Source organism: Kitasatospora sp. NPDC001540, from assembly GCF_042894345.1.
Taxonomy (GTDB): domain Bacteria; phylum Actinomycetota; class Actinomycetes; order Streptomycetales; family Streptomycetaceae; genus Kitasatospora; species Kitasatospora phosalacinea_C.
Genome location: NZ_JBIAVO010000004.1, coordinates 62,623 through 84,855, shown reverse-complemented (window position 1 = coordinate 84,855; position 22,233 = coordinate 62,623). Strand labels below are relative to the sequence as shown.

At 73.8% G+C, this 22,233-nt stretch carries 12 protein-coding genes; 3 read left to right on the top strand and 9 right to left on the bottom strand.

What is annotated here, in order from left to right; translation table 11 throughout:
* Nucleotides 1-5: 5 nt before the first annotated feature.
* Both ACFY00_RS07205 and ACFY00_RS07200 read left to right on the top strand, forming a co-directional pair.
* On the top strand, nt 6-554 hold the full coding sequence (locus ACFY00_RS07205) for a DUF6114 domain-containing protein (protein WP_388028151.1): 549 nt from the start codon (nt 6-8) through the stop codon (nt 552-554).
* Nucleotides 551-1,768: a hypothetical protein gene (locus tag ACFY00_RS07200; protein ID WP_388028148.1), complete on the top strand. Its 1,218-nt coding sequence runs from the start codon at nt 551-553 to the stop codon at nt 1,766-1,768. The genes ACFY00_RS07205 and ACFY00_RS07200 overlap by 4 nt, the downstream gene beginning before the upstream one ends.
* A 93-nt stretch (nt 1,769-1,861) precedes the next feature.
* On the opposite strand, the gene pyk is transcribed toward ACFY00_RS07200, so the two are convergent.
* From pyk to ACFY00_RS07165, 7 genes are all read right to left on the bottom strand, one after another.
* On the bottom strand, nt 1,862-3,292 hold the full coding sequence (gene pyk, locus ACFY00_RS07195; protein ID WP_388028145.1) for a pyruvate kinase: 1,431 nt from the start codon (nt 3,290-3,292) through the stop codon (nt 1,862-1,864).
* 112 nt (nt 3,293-3,404) lie between these two features.
* Nucleotides 3,405-4,610 carry an acetate/propionate family kinase gene (locus tag ACFY00_RS07190; protein WP_388028142.1) on the bottom strand — a complete coding sequence of 402 codons (1,206 nt, stop codon included), beginning with the start codon at nt 4,608-4,610 and terminating at the stop codon, nt 3,405-3,407.
* Nucleotides 4,607-6,760 carry a phosphate acetyltransferase gene (pta, locus tag ACFY00_RS07185; protein WP_388028587.1) on the bottom strand — a complete coding sequence of 718 codons (2,154 nt, stop codon included), beginning with the start codon at nt 6,758-6,760 and terminating at the stop codon, nt 4,607-4,609. The genes ACFY00_RS07190 and pta overlap by 4 nt, the downstream gene beginning before the upstream one ends.
* 137 nt (nt 6,761-6,897) lie before the next feature.
* Nucleotides 6,898-9,327: a 1,4-alpha-glucan branching protein GlgB gene (gene glgB, locus ACFY00_RS07180; RefSeq protein WP_388028139.1), complete on the bottom strand. Its 2,430-nt coding sequence runs from the start codon at nt 9,325-9,327 to the stop codon at nt 6,898-6,900.
* Between the two features lie 158 nt (nt 9,328-9,485).
* Nucleotides 9,486-10,976 (bottom strand): maltokinase, encoded by a 1,491-nt coding sequence (locus tag ACFY00_RS07175; RefSeq protein ID WP_388028138.1) that lies wholly within the window; start codon nt 10,974-10,976, stop codon nt 9,486-9,488.
* A 268-nt stretch (nt 10,977-11,244) separates the two neighbouring features.
* The gene (gene treS, locus ACFY00_RS07170) at nt 11,245-12,963 is read right to left on the bottom strand and encodes a maltose alpha-D-glucosyltransferase (protein ID WP_388028135.1); all 1,719 of its coding nucleotides are present in this window, start codon (nt 12,961-12,963) and stop codon (nt 11,245-11,247) included.
* Complete coding sequence (locus ACFY00_RS07165) at nt 12,960-14,915, bottom strand: alpha-1,4-glucan--maltose-1-phosphate maltosyltransferase (protein ID WP_388028584.1); 1,956 nt, start codon at nt 14,913-14,915, stop codon at nt 12,960-12,962. The genes treS and ACFY00_RS07165 overlap by 4 nt, the downstream gene beginning before the upstream one ends.
* 1,030 nt (nt 14,916-15,945) lie before the next feature.
* Between ACFY00_RS07165 and glgP the strand changes: the two genes are divergently transcribed.
* Entirely contained in the window at nt 15,946-18,630 is a 2,685-nt protein-coding gene (gene glgP, locus ACFY00_RS07160) for an alpha-glucan family phosphorylase (RefSeq protein WP_388028133.1), read from the top strand.
* Nucleotides 18,631-18,693: 63 nt separating this feature from the next.
* On the opposite strand, the gene ACFY00_RS07155 is transcribed toward glgP, so the two are convergent.
* Both ACFY00_RS07155 and ACFY00_RS07150 read right to left on the bottom strand, forming a co-directional pair.
* Nucleotides 18,694-20,445 (bottom strand): ABC transporter ATP-binding protein, encoded by a 1,752-nt coding sequence (locus ACFY00_RS07155; RefSeq protein WP_388028130.1) that lies wholly within the window; start codon nt 20,443-20,445, stop codon nt 18,694-18,696.
* Nucleotides 20,442-22,205, bottom strand: coding sequence for an ABC transporter transmembrane domain-containing protein (locus ACFY00_RS07150; RefSeq protein ID WP_388028128.1), 1,764 nt, complete (start codon nt 22,203-22,205; stop codon nt 20,442-20,444). Before ACFY00_RS07150 ends, ACFY00_RS07155 begins: the two co-directional genes overlap by 4 nt.
* Nucleotides 22,206-22,233: the final 28 nt, after the last annotated feature.

Here is a 22,233-nt window from a genome sequence, read left to right as displayed (position 1 = left end):
GCACCATGTCCAGCGCAACCGTCGAGGCCTGGCCCGAGGGCCCGGCCGGTCTGGTCGGCCGCACCCGGCGCGGCTTCCGCACGTGGCGACGCACCCGGCCGTTCTGGGGCGGGCTGCTCGCGATGCTCGCGGGCGTGCCGATCCTGTACTTCCCGTACGCCCACCTGAGCCTGGGCGGGCTCACGGTGGCGATGTCCACCACCGCCGGGGCCGGTTCGCTGATCATCGGGGTGATGCTGATCGTGCTGGGCCTGACGGCCTGGTTCCAGCCCGCGGTGCGGATCTTCTGCGGCGTGGCGACCACCATCCTGGCCCTGATCTCCGTCCCGGTCTCCAACCTCGGCGGCTTCGGCATGGGCCTGCTCCCGGGCCTGGTCGCGGGCGGCCTGCTGGTCTCCTGGGCGCCCCTGCCGCCGCTGCCCGAGGCGGCCGAGCGGGCCGCGACGGTGCCGGACGAGGCGCCCACCGCCCAGTTGCCCGCGCAGGCCGCCGCCGAGCAGCCGCTGGAGTACGGCGCCGCCCCGCGGCCCGCGGCCGAGGAGGAGCAGCGGTGACCGGCTCCGAGCAGCCGGGCGTCCCCGGCCCGCGGCACGCGGTGCCCCGGGAGGGCGTCCGGGCCCGCCTGCGCGGGCGGGCGCTGGCGATCGCCGCGGTGCCGACCGCGCTGCTGATGGGCGCCGCCTACGCGCCGACGCTGGCGGCGGCCGCCGACCCGCAGGCCGGGAAGTGCGCCCCGGACACCGTGCTCGAGGAGACGCCCGTCCCGAAGAGCGAGGTCAAGGTGCAGCCGGACTCCTCGACGACCCGGACCGCGACCGCCGGGCAGGCCCCCGCGGGCAGCGCCGCCGCGGTGCCCGCCACCCTGGCCGGCACCGGCGCGGACACCGTGCGGTCCGCCGTCTACACCGTGCCGAAGGCGGGCGCGGCGACCGGCGGGGTGCAGCAGGCCGGGGTGATCGACGACCTGTGGAACGGCCTGTTCCACCCCGGCGCGAGCGCCTCGCCCTCGCCCTCACCCGCCGCGACGCCGTCCGCGGCCCCCACCACCACCGCCCCGAAGGCCCCCGCGGCCACCCCCGCCCCGTCCGCGTCCGGCGCCGCCCCGTCGGGCACCGCGGCGCCCGCCCGGACGCCCGCGCCCGGGGCCTCGGCGAGCACCCCCGCCCCGAAGGGCGGCAGCACCGCCAAGAGCACGCCGTCCCCCTCGGCCCCGGCCTCCGCGGACCCGAACTGCCTGGTCAGCACCCAGGGCCTGGCCGCGAAGGCGGCCCCGGCGGGCCACGTGGTGCCGGACCAGAACTGGGTGCTGCACTCGACCCGGCTGGCGCTGCACGGCTCGGTGTTCAACGGCGTCTACGACGTCACCACGGAGAGCGGCACCAAGCGGGTGCTGAAGTTCACCACCGACAGCGTCGACATCGAGAACCTCGACATGTCGACCATCCAGATCCCCGGCCTGACCTTCCACGTGAAGAGCCGCCAGGGCTCGACCTCGACCATGCGGCGCGGCCCGATCACGATGTACGTGGAGAGCCTGTCGGGCAACCTGGCCGCGGTCTACGGCCTGCCGATCCCGATCGACCTGGGCACCATCACGCTCACCCCGGACACCCTGCCGAAGTGGCTGTGGGACCTGCTGGGCGGGGTGCCGATCCCGCTGGACCTGACCCTGACGAACGCCAAGGCGGTGCAGGCGGGCCAGTTCGGCGGCGACCTGACCATCCCCGGCATGCGGCTGTTCAACGACAAGGAGCCGTACGACGGCTGACCGCCGCCGCCACGGAACGCCGCAGGGGCGGGACCCGGTCCTCGGGTCCCGCCCCTGCGGCTGTTCGGGCGTTCGGGCGTCGGTGCGGGGTGCTCAGCCGTCCGAGCGGGCGCCCAGGTGGTGGACCTGGACCATGTTGGTGGTGCCCGGGATGCCGACCGGCACGCCGGCCGTGACGATCACGGTGTCGCCCTCGGCGAGGCGGTTCATCTTCAGCAGCTCGCGGTCGACCTGCTCGACCATCTCGTCGGTGGTGGCCACCTGCTCCGAGACGTACGCCTCGACGCCCCAGCTCAGCGAGAGCTGGTTGCGGGTGGCGACGTCCGGGGTGAAGGCGATCACCGGGATCGGCGAGCGGTAGCGGGACAGGCGGCGGGCGGTGTCACCGGACTTGGTGAACGCGACCAGCGCCTTGCCGTCGAGGAAGTCGCCCAGCTCGCACGCGGCGCGGGCGACCGAGCCGCCCTGGGTGCGCGGCTTGCGGCCCGGGTTGAGCGGCTGGAGGCCCTGCGAGAGCAGCTCCTCCTCGGCCTTCTCGGCGATCCTGCTCATGGTCTTGACGGTCTCGACCGGGTACTTGCCGACGCTCGACTCGGCGGACAGCATGACCGCGTCCGCGCCGTCCAGGATGGCGTTGGCGACGTCGGAGACCTCGGCGCGGGTGGGGCGCGAGGCGTGGATCATCGACTCCATCATCTGGGTGGCGACGATGACCGGCTTGGCGTTGCGGCGGGCCAGGGTGACCAGCTGCTTCTGGACCAGCGGCACCTTCTCCAGCGGGTACTCGACCGCGAGGTCGCCGCGGGCCACCATGATCGCGTCGAAGGCGAGGACGATCTCCTCCATCGCCTCGACGGCCTGCGGCTTCTCGATCTTGGCGATGACCGGCACCCGGATGCCGACCTCGTCCATGACCTTGTGCACGTCGTCGATGTCCGCGGCGTTGCGGACGAAGGACAGCGCGACCATGTCGACGCCCAGCTGCAGGGCGAAGCGCAGGTCGTCTTTGTCCTTCTCGGAGAGCGCGGGGACGTTGACCGCCGCGCCGGGCAGGTTGATGCCCTTGTTGTTGGAGAGGACGCCGCCCTCGACCACGACGGTCTTCACCCGCGGGCCGTCGACGCTGACGACCTCCAGGGCGATGACGCCGTCGTTGATCAGGATCGGGTCGCCGGGCTTCACGTCGCCGGGCAGGCCCTTGTAGGTGGTGCCGCAGATGTGCTGGTCACCGGGGACGTCCTCGGTGGTGATGGTGAACGTGTCGCCGTTGTCAACGGTCACCGGGCCGTTGGCGAAGGTCGCCAGACGGATCTTGGGGCCCTGCAGGTCGGCCAGCACGCCGATGGTGCGGCCGGTGTCCGCCGAGACCTGGCGGACGCGGCGGTACCGGTCCTCGTGCTCGGCGTGGGAGCCGTGGCTCATGTTGAGGCGGGCGACGTTCATGCCCGCTTCGACGATGGCCTTCAGCTGTTCGTAGGAGTCCGTCGCAGGACCCAGGGTGCAGACAATTTTCGCTCGGCGCATATCCGTCAGTCTATCCGTTCGTGTTATCGGTGCATTCAGCTCGAATCGTCAGATATCGCCAACGAACATTCCGAGGGGTGGGATACTGACGGGTAGTCATCCCGCGCGGGGCCTACACCGCGTGGACCAGCGCGAACGTCTGCCGGGCGATCTCCAGCTCCTCGTCGGTCGGCACCACCGCGACGGCGACCCGCGAGTAGGACGGCGAGACCGTCCGCGCCTCCCGCGAGCGCACCGCGTTCAGTTCCGGATCGACCGAAATGCCCAGCTCCTCCAGGTTGGCACAGACCGCGGCCCGCACCTCGGCGGAGTTCTCCCCGACCCCCGCGGTGAACGCCACCGCGTCCACCCGTCCGAGCACCGCGTAGTAGCCGCCCAGGTAGCGCCGGATCCGGTGCACGTACGCGTCGAAGGCCAGCTTGGCGTCCTCCTCGCCCTCCTGGGCCCGGCGCACCACCTCGCGCATGTCGTTGTCCCCGCACAGGCCCAGCAGGCCGCTGCGCCGGTTCAGCAGGTCGTCGATCTCGTCGATGCTCATCCCGCCGACCCGGTGCAGGTGGAACACCAGGCCCGGGTCCGCGTCGCCCGAACGGGTGCCCATCACCAGGCCCTCCAGCGGGGTCAGGCCCATCGAGGTCTCCACGCACACCCCGCCCGCCACCGCGGAGGCCGAGGCGCCGTTGCCCAGGTGCAGCACGATCACGTTCAGCTCCGCCGGGTCCCGGCCGAGCAGCCGGGCGGTGGCCCGCGAGACGTACTGGTGCGAGGTGCCGTGGAAGCCGTAGCGGCGCACCCGGTGCTCGTCGGCGGTCCTCCGGTCGATCGCGTAGCGGGCCGCGTGCTCGGGCAGCGTGGCGTGGAACGCGGTGTCGAACACCGCGACCTGCGGCAAGTCCGGGCGCAGCTTCCGGGCCACCTCGATGCCGGTGATGTTGGCCGGGTTGTGCAGCGGCGCCACCGGGATCAGCCGGCGGATCTCGGCCAGCACCGCGTCGGTGACCAGCGTCGGCCGGGTGAAGCGCAGCCCGCCGTGCACCACCCGGTGGCCGATCGCCGCCAGCTCCGGCGAGTCCAGGCCCATCAGGTCCTTCGCCAGCTCCTCCGCGACCGCCTCCAGCGCCACGTCGTGCCCGCCGAAGCGCCGCACCGTCTCGCGCGGCTCCCCGGTCGGCGGCAGGTGCAGCAGCCGCCCGCTCGCCTCGCCGATCCGCTCCACCAGGCCGGACGCCAGCTTCGCGCCGTCCAGCATGTCGATCAGCTGGTACTTCACCGAGGACGACCCGGCGTTCAGCACCAGGACACGGGTACCGGTGGTCACTGCGCGCCTCCTGCGGCGGGGGACTCGTCGCCGGGCGCGGCCTCGGCGGGCTGGGACTGGATCGCGGTGATCGCCACGGTGTTCACGATGTCCTCCACCAGGGCGCCCCGGGACAGGTCGTTCACCGGCTTGTTCAGGCCCTGCAGCACCGGCCCGACCGCGACCGCCCCGGCCGAGCGCTGCACCGCCTTGTACGTGTTGTTGCCGGTGTTCAGGTCCGGGAAGACCAGCACGGTGGCCCGCCCGGCCACCGCCGACCCCGGCAGCTTGGTCGCCGCGACGCGCGCGTCCACCGCCGCGTCGTACTGGATCGGCCCCTCCACCAGCAGGTCCGGCCGCAGCTCGCGGACCAGCTCGGTCGCCTTGCGGACCTTGTCCACGTCCGCGCCCGAGCCCGAGGTGCCGGTCGAGTACGACAGCATCGCCACCCGCGGCTCCACCCCGAACTGGGCCGCCGTCTCCGCCGACTGGATCGCGATGTCGGCCAACTGCTGGGCGTCCGGGTCCGGGTTGACCGCGCAGTCGCCGTACACCAGCACCTTGTCGGCCAGGCACATGAAGAACACCGAGGAGACGATCGCCGCCCCCGGCGAGGTCTTGATCACCTCGAAGGCCGGGCGGATGGTCGCCGCCGTCGAGTGCACCGCGCCCGAGACCATGCCGTCCGCGATGCCCTCCTGCACCATCAGGGTGCCGAAGTACGAGACGTCGGCGACCACGTCCAGCGCCCGCTCCACCGTCATGCCCTTGTGCGCCCGGGCCTTCGCGTACAGCTCGGCGAACTGCTGGCGCAGCGGGCTGGCCGTCGGGTCGACGACCCGCACCTGGGCGCCCGCGTCGCCGGGCTGCGGGAACTCGATGCCCAGCGCGGCGACCTTGCGGTGCACCGCGTCCGGGTCGCCGAGCAGGGTCAGGTCGCAGATGTTGCGGCGCAGCAGCACCTCGGCGGCGCGCAGCACCCGGTCCTCGGTGCCCTCCGGCAGGACGATGTGGCGGCGGTCCGCGCGGGCCCGCTCCAGCAGCGCGTGCTCGAACATCATCGGGGTGACCCGCTCGGACCGGCTCAGCTCGATCCGGTTGGTCAACTCGGCGGTGTCCACGTGCAGTTCGAACAGGCCGAGGGCGATCTCGGCCTTCCGCGGGCTGTTCGGGCCGATCCGGCCCTCCAGGTGGGTGAGCGCCGCCGCGGTCAGCCAGGAGCCCTCCGACACCTCCGCCACCGGCGTCCCCGGGGCCAGCCGGGAGGCCAGCGCCATCACGTTCGGGCCCGGGTGCTGACCGAGGGTCAGCAGCACGCCCGCGATCGGCGGGGAGCTCGCCGCGTGCGCCGCCAGCGCCCCGATCACCAGGTCCGCCCGGTCGCCCGGGGTCACCACCAGCGCGCCCTCGGTCAGCGCGTCCAGGAAGGTCGGCAGCATCGCCCCGCCGAACACGAAGTTCCGCACGTCCCGGGAGAGCCCCGCCGCGTCGCCCAGCAGCACCGTCGCCCCGGTCGCCTCCACCAGCTGGGCCACCGTCGGCGCGGCCAGCGCGGGCTCCTCCGGGATCACGTACACCGGCACCGGCAGCTTCTCGGTCAGCGTCCGCTGCACCTGCTGCTTCGCCCCCGGCCGGACCCGGTTGGCCACCATCGCCAGGATCGAGCACCCCAGGTCCCGGTACGCCCGGTGCGCGTTGCGGACCTCCGCGACCACCGCCTGCGGGTCCTCGTGCCGCCCGCCGACCACCGGCAGCACGCCCGCCCCGAACTCGTTCGCCAGCCGGGCGTTGAACGCCAGCTCGTCCGGGATGTTGGTCTCCGAGAAGTCGGTGCCCAGCACCAGCACCGCCTGGCAGCGCCGCGCCAGCTGGTGGAAGCGGTCCACCAGCACCGAGACCAGCTCGTCCTGCCCGCGGGCCGCCTGCAGCGCCGCCGCCTCGTCGTACGTCAGCCCGTACAGCTCCGCCAGCGGCAGGTCCAGCCGGTACCTGCCGCGCAGCAGCTCCACCACGTGGTCGCTGCCCGCCTCGCCCCCGTCCGGCACGTGCACCAGCGGCCGGAACACGCCCACCCGGTCCACCTGACGGGTGAGCAGTTCCATGACCCCGAGTTCCACGGCCTGTCGGCCGTCCCCCCGGTCGATCCCGGTCACGTACACGCTGCGCGCCACGGTGGAGTTCTCCGTCCGGTCGTCCCAGGGCATTGGTCATACCGACCATACCGTCGTACAACACGGGGAACTCGCTGCGGCACTGCGGCTGCCGCCGCACGGGTCGGCGGCAGCCGTGGTGGAGCGCCCGGCGGGACTCAGCGGGCCGGGCGGAGCCAGACGGTGGCCAGCGGGGGGAGGACGAGCTCGGCCGAGCGCGGTTGGCCGTTCCACTCCTCCGGCTCGGACTTCACCGGGCTGGAGTTGGCCACGCCGCTGCCGCCGTACTGCTCGGCGTCGGTGTTCAGCGCCTCCTCCCACGCCTGCTCGGCGCCCTCCAGCCGGGGCAGGCCGATCCGGAAGCCGTGCCGGACGACCGGGGAGAAGTTGCAGACCGCGACCAGCGGGCTGCCGTCGGCCGCGAACCGGACGAAGGACAGCACGTTGTCCTCGGCCGCGCCGCCGTCCAGCCAGCTGAAACCGGCCGGGACGGTGTCCTGCTCGTACAGCGCGGGGGTCGCCCGGTAGACGCGGTTCAGGTCGCCGACCAGGCGCTGCACGCCGCGGTGGTCGCCGTGCGCGGGCCAGCCCTCGTCCAGCACCCACCACTGCGGGCCGTGCTCGTGGTCCCACTCCGCGCCCTGGGCGAACTCCTGCCCCATGAACAGGAGTTGCTTGCCGGGGTGGGCCCACATGAAGCCGAGGTAGGCGCGGTGGTTGGCGCGTTGCTGCCACCAGTCGCCGGGCATCTTGGAGACCAGTGCCTGCTTGCCGTGCACCACCTCGTCGTGCGAGATCGGCAGGACGTAGTTCTCCGAGTAGGCGTACACCATCGAGAAGGTGATCTCGTTGTGGTGGTACTTGCGGTGCACCGGCTCCTTGGAGATGTACACCAGCGAGTCGTGCATCCAGCCCATGTTCCACTTCAGGCCGAAGCCCAGGCCGCCGGTGTCGGTCGGCCGGGTCACGCCCTCCCAGGCGGTGGACTCCTCGGCCACCGTCAGCACGCCCGGGCAGCGGCGGTAGACGGTGGCGTTCATCTCCTGGAGGAAGGAGGCGGCGTCCCAGTTCTCGCGGCCGCCGTGCTGGTTGGGGGTCCAGGCGCCGTGTTCGCGGGAGTAGTCGAGGTAGAGCATGGAGGCGACGGCGTCCACGCGCAGGCCGTCGACGTGGAATTCCTCGCACCAGTAGACGGCGTTGGCGACGAGGAAGTTGCGGACTTCGGTGCGGCCGTAGTCGAACTCCAGGGTGCCCCAGTCGGGGTGTTCGGCGCGTAGCGGGTCGGCGGGCTCGTAGAGGGGTTCGCCGTCGAAGCGGGCCAGGGCGAAGTCGTCCTTGGGGAAGTGTGCGGGGACCCAGTCGACGATGACGCCGATGTTGTGCCGGTGGAGGGTGTCGACCAGGTGGCGGAAGTCGTCGGGGGTGCCGAGGCGGGCGGTGGGGGCGTAGAAGCCGGAGACCTGGTAGCCCCAGGAGCCGCCGAAGGGGTGTTCCATGACGGGCATGAACTCGACGTGGGTGAAGCCGAGTTCGTTCAGGTAGCCGGGCAGCACCTCGGCGATCTCCCGGTACGAGGTCAGCTCCGGGCGCCAGGAGGCGAGGTGCATCTCGTAGACCGACAGCGGGGCGCGGTGGTGCACGGTGCGGGCGCGGTGCTGCATCCACTCGGCGTCCTGCCACGCGTGGCGGGAGACGGTCACCAGCGAGGCGGTGTCGGGGGGGCACTGGGCGGCCCGGGCGAGCGGGTCGGCCTTCTCCAGGCGCTGTCCGTGGCGGGTGAGGATCTGGTACTTGTACTGCTCGCCCTCGCCGACGCCGGGCAGGAACACCTCCCACACGCCGGAGGAGCCCAGCGAGCGCATCGGGTGCGCGGTGCCGTCCCAGTGGTTGAACGAGCCGATCACCCGCACCCCGACCGCGTTCGGCGCCCACACCGCGAACGCCGTACCCTCCACCCCCTCCACCGTGCGCACGTGCGAGCCCAGCGCCCGCCACAGCTGCTCGTGGCGGCCCTCCCGGATCAGGTGCAGGTCCAGCTCGCCCAGCGTCGGCGCGAACCGGTAGCCGTCCTCCTGCACCAGCGGCTCACCACCCGGATACGTCACCCGCAGGGTGTAGCGCGGGAAGCGCTGCCCGGTCAGCAGGCCGGTGAACAGGCCGCCCTGCTGGTGGGTCAGCTCGGCCGGGCCCAGCTCGGTGTCCACCACCACGCGCTCCGCGAACGGCCGCAGCACCCGGATCGCGGTGCCCTCGGGCAGCTCGTGCGCGCCCAGCAGCGCGTGCGGGTCGTGGTGCGCGCCGGAGACCAGCCGGTCCACCTCGGCGGGCGGCAGCGGGGCCTCCGGCAGCCGCAGCGCGCCCCCGCCGGACTGCGGCCGCGCCGCGGCTGCCGGAGCGGCGCCCGCTGCCCCCGCCCGGGCGGCCGGCTTCGCCGCGGCGGCCTTCGCCGGGGCCTTCGCGGGGGCCTTCGCGGCGGACTTCGCAGCGGGCCGCCCGGGGGTGGCCTTGCTGCGCGGGCCGCTGCGGAACGTGGCCGGGACGGCCGGTTGGCGGTCGGCGGACGGGTCGAGCGGACCGAGCGGGCTCACGGCGGAATCCTCCAGGATCGGGGTGCCTTGCGCGGGGACGCGGGGGGAACTGGTGTGCGGGGGAGGGGGGTTGAAGGAGAGGGCGGGTGCGGGCCCCGCGGGTGGGCGGGGCAACGCGGTGCGCCCGGCCGTCCCCGCGGGGGCGGCCGGGCGCGGAGTCAGACGGTGTCGGCGAGGCGGTTGATCGCGGCGAGCGGGATCGGCAGCCAGCTCGGCCGGTGCCGGGCCTCGTACACCACCTCGTACACCGCCTTGTCGATCTCCAGCGCGCGCATCAGCTCCGGCGCCCCGGCCGGGTCGAGGCCGCCGCCCGCGGTGTAGCCCGCGCAGTACGCGGCCCGGTTGCGGGCGGCCCAGGCGGCGGCGAGCTGGGCGAGCTCCGGGTCCTGGCCGGGCGCGCCGGCCAGCAGGTGGGCGGCGGCGTAGTCGAAGGAGCGGAGCATCGCGGCGACGTCCCGCAGCGCGGGCTGCGGGAGGCGGCGCTCGGCCAGCGGCTTGGCGGGCTCGCCCTCGAAGTCCAGCAGCACCCAGCCCTGCGGGGTGCGCATCGCCTGGCCCAGGTGCAGGTCGCCGTGGATGCGCTGGACCTGCAGCCCGTCCAGGTGGGCCTCGGTGAGCTGCTGGAACGCGGCGCGCAGCGCCGGGCGGTAGCGCATCAGGCCGGGGACGGCGGTGACCGCGGAGTCCAGCCGGTCGGCCATCGCCCCGGCCAGTTCGGCCGTCCGGGCCCGGTCCAGCAGGGCGGTGGGCATGGTGCGGGCCAGCACCCGGTGCACCTCGGCGGTGGCCCGGCCCAGCCGGTGCGCCTCGATCGCGAAGTTGCCGGGCGAGGGGTCGCCCTTGAGCCGGGCGACCTGGTCGAGGGCCAGCTCCCAGCCGTCCTCGGCGTCCGGCAGGTAGCGCTGCAGCAGGCCCAGGGTGGCGGGTTCGGAGCGCTCCAGCCGGCACTCGAACCAGGCGGCGACCCGGGGGATGCGGGTCGAGCCGGCCCGGGACAGCGCCAGCGACAGCTCCAGGTCGGGGTTGGTGCCCGGGCTGATCCGGCGGAACAGCTTCAGGATGAACTCGGTGTCGTAGATCACCGAGGAGTTGGACTGCTCGGCGGTGGACGCCCGCCCCGGCAGGTTGCCCGGCAGGCCGGGGCCCGGTGTGCGGCGGAACGACAGCGAGCCGAACCGGTCGCCGGTGGCCAGGTGCTCCAGCAGCCGACCGGTCAGCTCGGGGTCGTGCACCGCGTCGTACAGCGTCGCGCCGTCGTAGGTGCCACCCTCCAGCCGTCCCAGCACCGCCATCGGGCCGACCGACGCGGGCTGCTCCGAGCGGATGCCCAGCAGCAACTGGTAGACGTCCCCCGGCCCGGCGGTGGCGCCGCCGTGCTCGACCCGCAGCAGCAGGTGCAGCAGGGCGGGGTCGCCGACCTGCAGCGGGGTGCCGACCACCGGGGTGAGCGCGGCGATCGGCCGGCCCTTGCCGGCGTACCAGCGCTGGGTGGGCAGCCACTCGGCGATCAGCGGCAGCGCCGCCTGGACCAGCTCGCTGACTCCGGCGGCGGTTCTCCGGACCCCCGGCGCGCGCGTGCCCACCTGCCCGGTGGCGGCGTCGGAGGGCTCACGGTGCACGTGGGCTTGAGAACGGGAGGGTTCGGACATGACTCCCTTTCCCCGGAAGCGGGCGGCTGCCCGACGAATCGTGGCCGGGCCCAGCAGTCTTCCGGATTTCGGCGGCGCGGCGGCGACGGCACGCGAGCAGCGGCTCGGTGTCACGCCTTCGTGTGGGTGGCCGTTGGGCTGTTCTCCGTACGCGGTGGTGCGAAGACCCCCGGGGGCGCACGAGGCTTCTCGCGCGCCCGCGGAGGGTGACGTCCCGTTCGGGGCCTGAGGGATCGTTACTTCGTGGACGTGCTGACGGCTCCGGCCGCTACCGTGACCCGGACGGCTTCGTCTGGGACTGGCGCAGCTGGAACCAGTAGAACCCGTGGCCGGCCAGCGTCAGCAGGTACGGCCACTCGCCGATGGTGGGGAAGCGCACGCCGCCGATCAGCTCGACCGGGTACCGCCCCCCGTACTGCCGCAGGTCCAGTTCGGTCGGCTGCGCGAACCGCGAGAAGTTGTTCACGCACATGACCAGGTCACCTTCGTACTCGCGCACGAAGGCCAGCACCGCGGGGTTGCTGGAGGGCAGCTCGGTGTAGCTGCCGAGGCCGAACGCGGGGTTGAGCTTGCGGATCTCGATCATGCGACGCGTCCAGTGCAGCAGCGAACTCGAACTGCTCTGCTGCGCCTCGACGTTGGTCACCTGATAGCCGTACACCGGATCCATGATGGGCGGCAGACTGAGCCTGCCCGGGTCGGCGGACGAGAAACCCGCATTGCGGTCCGGCGTCCACTGCATCGGGGTGCGGACGCCGTCCCGGTCGCCGAGCCAGATGTTGTCGCCCATGCCGATCTCGTCGCCGTAGTACAGCACCGGCGAGCCGGGCAGCGAGAGCAGCAGGGCGGTGAACAGTTCGACCTGGTTGCGGTCGTTCTCCAGCAGCGGGGACAGCCGGCGGCGGATGCCCACGTTGGCCCGCATCCGCGGGTCCTTCGCGTACTCCGCGTACATGTAGTCGCGCTCCTCGTCGGTGACCATCTCCAGGGTCAGCTCGTCGTGGTTGCGCAGGAAGATGCCCCACTGGCAGCCCGAGGGGATCTCCGGGGTCTTCGCCAGGATCTCGGAGACCGGGTAGCGGGACTCCCGGCGGACCGCCATGAAGATCCGCGGCATCACCGGGAAGTGGAACGCCATGTGGCACTCGTCGCCGCCGGAGCCGAAGTCGCCGAAGTAGTCGACCACGTCCTCCGGCCACTGGTTGGCCTCGGCCAGCAGCACGGTGTCCGGGTAGTTGGCGTCGATCTCCTTGCGGACCCGCTTCAGGAAGTCGTGGGTCTCCGGCAGGTTCTCGCAGTTGGTGCCCTCGCGGGCGTACAGGTACGGCACCGCGTCGAGGCGGAAGCCGTCGATGCCGAGGTCCAGCCAGAACTTCAGCGCGGCCATCACCTCCTCCTGCACCCGCGGGTTGTCGTAGTTCAGGTCCGGCTGGTGGCTGAAGAAGCGGTGCCAGTAGTACTGCTTGCGGACCGGATCGAAGGTCCAGTTGGAGGTCTCGGTGTCGACGAAGATGATCCGGGCGTCCGGGTACTGCTTGTCGTCGTCGGCCCACATGTAGAAGTCGCCGTACGGCCCGTCCGGGTCGCTGCGGGAGGCCTGGAACCACGCGTGCTGGTCGCTGGTGTGGTTCACCACGAAGTCGATGATCACCCGCATGCCGCGCAGGTGCGCCGCGTCCACGAACTCCACGAAGTCGGCCAGGTTGCCGAACTCGGGGAGCACCGACTGGTAGTCCGAGACGTCGTAACCGCCGTCCCGCAGGGGGGAGTTCATGAACGGGGGCAGCCAGAGGCAGTCCACACCCAGCCACTGGAGGTAGTCGAGCCGCGAGGTGAGCCCCTTGAGGTCACCGACGCCGTCGCCGTTGCTGTCCTGGAACGAGCGCACCAGCACTTCGTAGAAGACCGCGCGTTTGAACCACTCGGGGTCGCGGTCCCGGGCGGGGGTGTCGGCGAAGGTGTCGGGGACGGGCTCGTTGACTGTCACTGCGGGTTCCTCCGAACCGTGAGGAGGTGGGCCGGCCCGGAAGAGGGATCGAGCCGGACGTAGTTGTGACGGCCCCAGGCGTAGGTGGCGCCGGTCAGCTCGTCGTGCACCGTCAGCGGCCCCGGTACGTCGAGCGTCACCGTGGCCTCCTGGACATGGTGCGGGTCCAGGTTGACCACGCAGATCACGTGGTCCTCCAGGCCATCCTCGGTGACGGCGGTCTTGGAGAACGCGATGATCGCCTCGTTGTCGACGGGGTGGAAGCGCAGGTCCCGCAGCTGCTGCAGCGCGGGGTGTCGGCGGCGGAGCCGGTTGAGGGCGGTGAGCAGCGGGGCGAGGCTGTCCTGCCGGGTCCAGTCACGGGGGCGCAGCTCGTACTTCTCCGAGTGCAGGTACTCCTCCGAGCCGGGCGCCGCCGCCTCGTTCTCGAACAGCTCGAAGCCGGCGTACACGCCGTAGGTCGGCGCGAGCGTCGCCGCCAGCACGGCGCGCAGGGCGAACGCGGCGGGGCCGCCGTGCTGCAGGTGCTCGGGCAGGATGTCGGGGGTGTTGGCGAAGAAGTTGGGCCGCATGTAGGCGGCGGCCTCGCCGGTGAGTTCGGTGAGGTACTCGGTGAGTTCGGTCTTGGTGGTGCGCCAGGTGAAGTACGTGTAGGACTGGTGGAAGCCGATCTTGCCCAGGGTGTGCATCATCGCGGGGCGGGTGAAGGCCTCGGCGAGGAAGAGCACGTCCGGGTCGGTGCGGGCGATGTCGGCGAGCACCTTCTCCCAGAAGTTCACCGGCTTGGTGTGGGGGTTGTCGACGCGGAAGATCCGCACTCCGCGGGCCATCCAGAAGCGCAGGATCCGTACCGTCTCGCGGACGATCCCGTCGAAGTCCTGGTCGAAGTTGACGGGGTAGATGTCCTGGTACTTCTTGGGCGGGTTCTCGGCGTAGGCGATGGTGCCGTCCGCGCGGTGGCTGAACCACTCGGGGTGCTTGTGCACCCAGGGGTGGTCCGGTGAGCACTGGAGGGCGAAGTCGAGGGCGATCTCCAGGCCCAGTGCGGTGGCTTCGGCGACGAAGTGGTCGAAGTCCTCGATGGTGCCCAGGTCCGGGTGGACGGCGTCGTGGCCGCCTTCGGGGGAGCCGATCGCCCAGGGCGAGCCGACGTCGTGCGGACCGGCCGTCAGCGCGTTGTCCGGGCCCTTGCGGTGGGCCCGGCCGATCGGGTGGATCGGCGGCAGGTACACCACGTCGAAGCCCATCGCGGCCACCGCGGGCAGGCGTTCGGCGGCCGTGCGGAAGGTGCCCGAGACCGGCGGCTCGACGCCGGTGGGGTCGACCACCGCGCCCTCCGAGCGCGGGAAGAACTCGTACCAGGAGCCGAACAGCGCCCGCTTGCGGTCCACCTGGAGCGGCTGCGGGCGGGTCGCCGAGACCAGTTCGCGCAGCGGGTGGCGGGCCAGAAGCGCCGTCACCTCCGGGTCCAGCGCCGCCGCGTAGCGGCTCAGCGGCGGCAGGCCGGTGTCGCGCAGCGCGTCCACCGCCGCCAGCACCTGGGCCCGGCCGTCCTTCTTCGGCACCCCGGCGGCGGCGCGCTCCAGCAGTTGCGCGCCCTCCTCCAGCACCAGCGCGGTGTCGATCCCGGCCGGGAGCTTCACCGCCGCGTGCTTCTTCCAGGTCGCCACCGGGTCGGACCACGCCTCCACCAGGTACGACCAGCGGCCCGGCGCGGTCGGCGTGACGTGCGCGCCCCAGCGGTCGCTGCCCTCGGACAGCTCGCGCATCGGCGTCCACGGGCCGGAGCGGCCGCGCGGATCGCGCAGCACCACGTTGGCGCCGACCGCGTCGTGGCCCTCGCGGAACACCGTCGCGGAGACCAGGAAGCGCTCCCCCTCCACGGCCTTGGCCGGGCGCCGACCGGCGTCGACGAGCGGGGTCACGTCAAGCACGGGGATGCGGCCGATCACGGTGTCGCTCTCTGTCGTCTTGCGGGTGGGGCGGGCGGCGGCGCGCTTGGCGGCCGGGCGCGCGGAGGTCGCGGGGGGTTCGGCGGTCGCGGCGGCGGTCTTCCGCGCCGGTCTGCGGGCGGCGGGCCGCGCGGCGGCCTCCACGGCCGCGGCGGCGTCGGTGGCCGGGGAGGCGCCGGTGGTCGGGGTGGTGGACCTGACGGTGGTGGTCCGCTTCGCGGCGGCCTTGCGGGGGGTGCCCGCGGCGCGTTTCACGGCCGGGTCGGCGGCCTTCCGGCGGGCCGCGCCGGTGCGCGGGGCCGGTACCGGCGGTTCGCCGGCCGACGGGGCCTCCGCCTGGGTGTCTGGTGCGTCGTCCGTCGGCACCGTGGACTGGTCCCGCGTGTCGCCGTGCATGCCAATGCTCCTGCCCGAGATCGGCGGCAGCTCCCGAGGCAGCGGCGCCGAGGGAGTACCGGGAGGACTACTTGGGTGAGGAAGGACGTGCGGCCGGAGCCTGCCCGTGCCGACGGCCCCGGCAACCCCGCCCAACCGGTCGCGGCCGCGCGCCGGGTCGGACGCACGTGTCCCGGCGCGCGTCGCTCGGTGCACGCCCCCCACGTGACCCAATCCACCGGAAAACGACCGGGCAGGGAACAAGGACACGCGAAGACGCGGCGACTAGGGCCGAATGGGCTAAGGAAAGTGAGGGTTCGTCGAACAGGGCATGCAGCAGCCGAGGCAGCAGGGGGCGACCACCCGATCGCGCACCAGCGGCACTCACGACCTTGTTGCATCCTCGCACCACCGGCAAGGGCTACGTGTCGGTAGGCGCGCGGTTTCAGCCGGTATGCCACGGCAAAACGGACACTCGAAACCCTCCCGTCCTCAGAAGTTCACACCTGACGGCGCGACTTTTCCCAGCGTGCGCCCCCTGCGCGCCCCGATTTGCCACCACGCGCCGAGAACGATCTGAACACTGCTCCGAACGGGTGTGCCGCCCGCCAGTTGACGCCCCTTCAGGCGTACGGTCGGGGCTACGCTCCATGGCGTGAAGGCAATCCGCAGGTTCACCGTCCGCACCGTCCTGCCCGAACAGTTGCAGCCGCTGCACGAGCTCGCGCTGAACCTCCGATGGTCCTGGCACCCCGAGACGAGGGAGCTGTTCCGCTCCGTCGACCCGGACGTCTGGGCCGCCGTCGGAGAGGACCCGGTCCGACTGCTCGGCGAAGTCCCCGCGACCAGGCTCGCCGCGCTCGCCGCGGACCGGCGCTTCCTGCGCCGCCTCGGCGACCTCTCCGACGAACTGCGCGACTACCTCACCGGCCCGCGCTGGTACCAGGGGGCGAGCGACCCCGCCGACCCCGACGGCGCCCTGCCCGCCGCCATCGCCTACTTCTCGCCCGAGTACGGCATCGCCGCCGCCCTCCCGCAGTACTCCGGCGGCCTCGGCATCCTGGCCGGCGACCACCTCAAGGCCGCCTCCGACCTCGGCGTCCCGATCATCGGCGTCGGCCTGTTCTACCGGCACGGCTACTTCCGGCAGTCCCTCGACCGGGACGGCTGGCAGCAGGAGCGCTACCCGCTGCTCGACCCCGACGCGCTCGCCGTCACCCTGCTCCGCGAGGAGGACGGCACCCCCTGCCGGATCGACCTCGCCCTCCCCGGCGGCCGCACCCTCGCCGCCCAGGTCTGGCGCGCCCAGGTCGGCCGCGTCCCGCTGCTGCTGCTCGACTCCGACGTCGAGGCCAACGGCCCGGCCGAGCGCGACGTCACCGACCGCCTCTACGGCGGCGGCAGCGAGCACCGGCTGATGCAGGAGATACTGCTGGGCATCGGCGGCGTCCGCGCCGTCCGCACCTACTGCCGGCTCACCGGGCACCCGGCGCCCGAGGTCTTCCACACCAACGAGGGCCACGCCGGCTTCCTCGGCCTGGAACGGATCGGCGAACTCGTCACCGCCCACCCCGGGCTCGGCTTCGCCGACGCCCTGGAGGCCGTCCGGGCCGGCACCGTGTTCACCACCCACACGCCCGTCCCGGCCGGGATCGACCGCTTCGACCGGGAGCTGGTCGCCCGGCACTTCGGCGGCGACGCGGCGCTGCCCGGCGTCCCCGTCGAGCAGGTGCTCGCGCTCGGCGCGGAGAGCTGGAGCGGCGGCGACCCCAAGCTGTTCAACATGGCCGCGATGGGCCTGCGGCTGGCCCAGCGCGCCAACGGCGTCTCCACCCTGCACGGGGCCGTCAGCCGGGAGATGTTCCGCGGCCTGTGGCCCGGCTTCGACGCGCCCGAGGTCCCGATCACCTCGATCACCAACGGCGTGCACGCCCCCACCTGGATCGACCCCGCCGTCGTCCGGCTCGGCGCCACCGAGATCGGCCAGGAGCGCGCCGAGAACGCGATGGCCGTCGGCACCGCGGGCCAGTGGACCGGCCTGGAGCGGATCGGCAACGCCGAGGTCTGGGAGCTGCGCCGCGCGCTGCGCAGCCAGCTGGTCGAGGAGGCCCGCGGCCGACTGCGCGCCTCCTGGCGCCAACGCGGCGCCGGGGAGGCCGAGTTGGGCTGGACGGACACCGTCCTCGACCCCGACGTGCTGACCATCGGCTTCGCCCGCCGCGTCCCCTCGTACAAGCGGCTGACGCTGATGTTGCGCAACCCGGCCCGGCTGCGCGCGCTGCTGCTGCACCCCGAGCGGCCGGTGCAGATCGTCATCGCGGGCAAGGCGCACCCCGCCGACGACGGCGGGAAGCGGCTGATCCAGAAGCTGGTCGCCTTCGCCGACGACCCCGCGGTGCGGCACCGGATCGTCTTCCTGCCGGACTACGACATGGCGATGGCCAAGACGCTCTACCCCGGCTGCGACGTCTGGCTGAACAACCCGCTGCGCCCGCTGGAGGCCTGCGGCACCTCCGGGATGAAGGCCGCGCTGAACGGCTGCCTCAACCTGTCGATCCTCGACGGGTGGTGGGACGAGTGGTACGACGGCCAGAACGGCTGGGCCATCCCCACCGCCGACGGCAGCACCGGCGAGGGCGTCCTCGACCCGGAGAGCAAGGAGGCCGAGCGGCGCGACGACATCGAGGCCGCCGCGCTCTACGACCTGATCGAGCACCAGGTCGCCGCCCGGTTCTACGACCGCGGCGCGGACGGCCTCCCGCACCGGTGGATCTCCATGGTCCGGCACACCCTGGTCACCCTGGGCCCGAAGGTGCTGGCCGGGCGGATGGTCCGCGAGTACGTCGAGCGGCTGTACGCCCCCGCCGCCGCGGCCGAGCGGCGGCTGGCCGGACCGGACGGCGACTACGCGGCCGCGCGGGCCCTGGCGGGCTGGAAGGCGGGCGTCCGGGAGGCCTGGTCCGGGGTGCGGGTCGAGCACGTGGAGGCCGACGGCGCGGGCGAGGCCCAGGAGCTCGGCGCGACCCTCGCGCTGCGCGTCCTGGTCAACCTCGGACGGCTGCGGCCCGAGGACGTCGAGGTGCAGGTCGTCTCCGGCCGGGTCGACGAGAGCGACCGGATCTCCGAGGCCACCACCCTCGCGCTCAAGCCCGCGGGCGGCGGCACCGACCTCGACGGCCGGATCCGCTACGAGGGCCACCTCGAACTCTCCCGCACCGGCCCCTTCGGCTACACCGTCCGCGTGCTGCCCACCCACCCGAGGCTGGCCTCGGTCGCCGAGATGGGCCTGCTGGCCGCCCCGGTGGAGACCGGCGGGATGGACGCGGGCGTGCTCAGGTAGCCGTCCGGCACCGCGCGGCGGGGCCCGGGGCGACACGCCGCCCCGGGCCCCGCCGTCATGCCGTCACGCCGTGCGCCAGGTGTGCCAGAGGTCGGCGTACGGGCCCGGCTCGGCCAGCAGGTCCTGGTGGGAGCCCAGGGCGGTCAGGCGGCCCCGGTCGAGGACGGCCACCCGGTCGGCGTCGTGGGCGGTGTGCAGGCGGTGCGCGATGGCGATCACGGTGCGGCCGGTGAGGGCGGCGGCCAGCGCCCGCTCGGTGCGGCGGGCGGTGCCGGGGTCGAGCAGGGCGGTGGCCTCGTCCAGGACGAGGGTGTGCGGGTCGGCGAGGATGACCCGGGCCAGGGCGAGCTGCTGGGCCCGGGCGCCGTCCAGGCGGGTCGCGGCCGGGCCCAGGTCGGTGTCCAGCCCTTCGGGGAGGTCGTGCTCCCAGCCGACCGCGTCCAGTGCGGCGGTCAGCGCGGCGTCCTCGGCCCCGGGGGCGGCGATCCGCAGGTTGTCGCGCAGGGTGCCCAGGAAGACGTGGTGCTCCTGGGTGACCAGGACGACCTGGCGGCGCAGCCGCTCCGGCGCGAGGCCGGCCAGCGGGACGCCGCCGACCGTGACGCTGCCGGTGCGCGGGCGCTCGACGCCCGCCAGCAGGCGGCCGAGGGTGGTCTTGCCGGAGCCGGAGGGGCCGACCACGGCGAGGCGCTCGCCCGGGGTCAGGTCGAGGTCCAGGCCGTGCAGGACGTCCGGCCCGTCCGGGTAGGCGTAGCGGACGCCGCTGACCCGGATCCGGTCGTCGGCGGGCTCGTGCGCGGGGGCGGCGGCCGGGTCGCCGCCCTGCGCGGGGACGGGCGCGGGCGCCGGGGCCAGGCCCTCGACCCGGGCGTACGCGGCGGTGCTGTTCTGCAGGCCCTCCAGCAGGATGACCACGGTGTCCAGCGGGTCCACGACGCGCTGCAGGTACAGCGCGGTGGCGACGGCGGCGCCCGGGGTGACGGTGCCGTGGGCGACCAGGACGGCGCCCAGCGGGAGGACCAGCACGGCCGGGACGGTGTACGAGAGGTTGACGGCGGCGAAGAACCGCAGCCGCAGGTACAGGGTGCGCGTCCGGGCCCGGTGCGCCTCGGCGACGGCCGCCCGTCCGGCGGCCAGGCGCCGCGGGCCCAGGCCGAGGGCGTCCACCGTGCGGGCGCCGTGCGCGGTCGCGGAGAGGGTCTCGGCCAGGCCCGCGGTCGCGGCCCGGTCGGCGAGGTAGGCCGGGCGGGAGCGGCGCAGGTACCAGCGGGAGGCGAGAGCGATGCCGAGGACGCCGAGCAGGCCGCAGCCGCCCAGCAGCGGGCTGACGGTGAGGATCGCGCCGAGGATGAACAGGATCTGCGCGCAGGCGACCAGCAGTTCGGGCGCGGCGTCCCGCAGGGTGTCGCCGACGGCGGTGGCGTCGGCGGTGCCGCGGGAGGTGAGGTCGCCGGTGCCCGCGCGCTCGGCGGTGCCCGCGGGCAGGGCGAGGACCCGGTCGAGCAGCTGCTCGCGGACCTTCGCGGCGCAGCGCTCGCCGAACCGGTGCGCCAGGTAGCGGGCCTGGCGGCTGAGCAGGATCTGGGTCAGGGCGCAGCCGAGCAGCAGCAGGCCGATCCGGTCGACGTCGCCGGTGGTGGCCCCGGTGCGGACCCGGTCGACGATCCGGCCCAGCAGCCAGGGCCCGGCCAGGCCGAGCAGGGCGGCCGCGGCGTTGAGGGCCAGCACGGCGGCGAAGGCCCGGCCGTCGGAGCGGACCAGGGCGGTGGCGGCCCGCCGGACCTGGCGGGAGGAGGCGATCGGCAGGGTGCTCAACTGGCTTCCTCGGCGGGGGTCTCGGGGCGGGCGGCGGTGCCGGCGGCGGGCTCGGGGCGGGAGCCGGTGTCGCGGGTGACCAAGGCGCGGTAGCCGGGCTGGGTGCGGAGCAGTTCGCGGTGGGCGCCGGTGGCGGCGACCTTGCCGTCGACCAGGTAGTGCACGGTGTCGGCGCGGTCGAGCAGCAGCGGGGAGGTGGAGGTGAGCAGGGTGGTCCGGCCGGCGCGGGCGGCGCGCAGCCCGGCGGCCATCGCGGCCTCGGTGTGGGCGTCGACCGCGGAGGTCGGTTCGACGGCCAGCAGCACCTCCGGATCGGCGGTCAACGCGCGGGCCAGGCGCAGGCGTTGGCGCTGGCCGCCGGAGAGGTTGCGGCCGTCGGCGGCGAGCGGGGCGTCCAGGCCGCCGGGCAGGGCATCGTGGACGTCGCGGGCGGCGGCGGCGTCGATCGCGGCGAGCAGGGCGTCGTCACCGGCCCCGGTGCGGCCGCGGACGGTCTCGCGCAGGGTGCCCGCGAACAGGGCGGCCTCGTTCTCGGCCAGGGTGATCCGGTCGCGGACGGCGGTCAGCGGCAGGTCGGTGAGCGGGGTGCCGCCCCACTCGGCGGCGGTGCCGGGGGTGAGCCGGGCGAGCCGTTCGGCGACGGCGGCGCTCTCGGCCGGGCGGGCGCAGGCGAGCACGTTCAGGGTGCCGGGGGCCAGCCGGACGCCGGACTCGGGGTCGGCCAACTCGCTCTGGCCGGAAGGCGGTTCGGTGGTGCCGAGGTCGGGGTCGGGGGCGAGCGAGAGGAAGGCGACCACCCGGCGGGCGCTCACCAGGGCGCGGCCGATCTCCTGGGTGTTCTCCAACAGGAAGTAGACCGGGACGATCAGCACCGCGGTGTACCCGAAGACCGCGGCGAGCTGTCCGGGGGTCAGCTCACCGGCGACGGCGAGCCGGGCGCCGAGCCAGGTCACGGCGGCCAGCAGCAGCACGGGCAGGCCGGTGCCGAGGGCCTGGATCCAGCTGGTGACGGCGCCGACCCGGTAGCCCGCGGCGCGCAGCCGCCGGGAGTCGTCCCGGTAGCGGGCCGCGTACGCGTCCTTGCCGCCGAGGCCGTTCAGCACCCGCAGGCCGCCCGCCAGGTCCTCGAAGCGGGCGGTCAGCCGGGCCTGGTGGTCGCGGTAGGCGTCCTCGACGTGCTGCTGGCGGGAGAGCAGCGGCCGCAGTGTCAGGCCGAGCAGCGGCAGGCCGAGCAGGACGACCAGGGCCAGCAGCGGGGAGAGCGCGAACAGCAGCACGGCGATCGCCAGGTAGCAGACCGCCGCGCCGACGCCCGGCCCGACGAAGGTCAGCGCCATGGACATCCGGACCACGTCGGAGATGCCGATGGTGACCACCTCGCCCGCGGTCACCTGCCGGGGCAGCGCCGCGCCCAGGCGGGTGCTGTGCCGCAGCACCACGGCGACGGTGCGGAAGGTGGCGTCGTTGCGGACCAGCGTCATGGTGCGGTGCCGGCCCCAGGCGAGTGCGGCGCCGAGCACGCCGAAGCCGAGCATCGCGGCGGCCCAGCCGAGGACCGGGCCGGCGCGGCCGACGCGCAGCCCGTCGTCGACGGCGCGGGAGAGCAGGTAGGGCTGGACGGTCAGGCCGAGCATCCAGGCGGTGCCGAAGAAGGTGCCGGCCAGCGAGCGGCGCAGCTGGCTGGTGGCCAGCCAGGCCAGGTAGCGCAGCGGGCTGCGGACGTCTGGTTCGCCGGGGTCGCCGGCCGTCGGATCGTTCACGCAGGAAGGCTAGCGGTCGGGCCGGGGG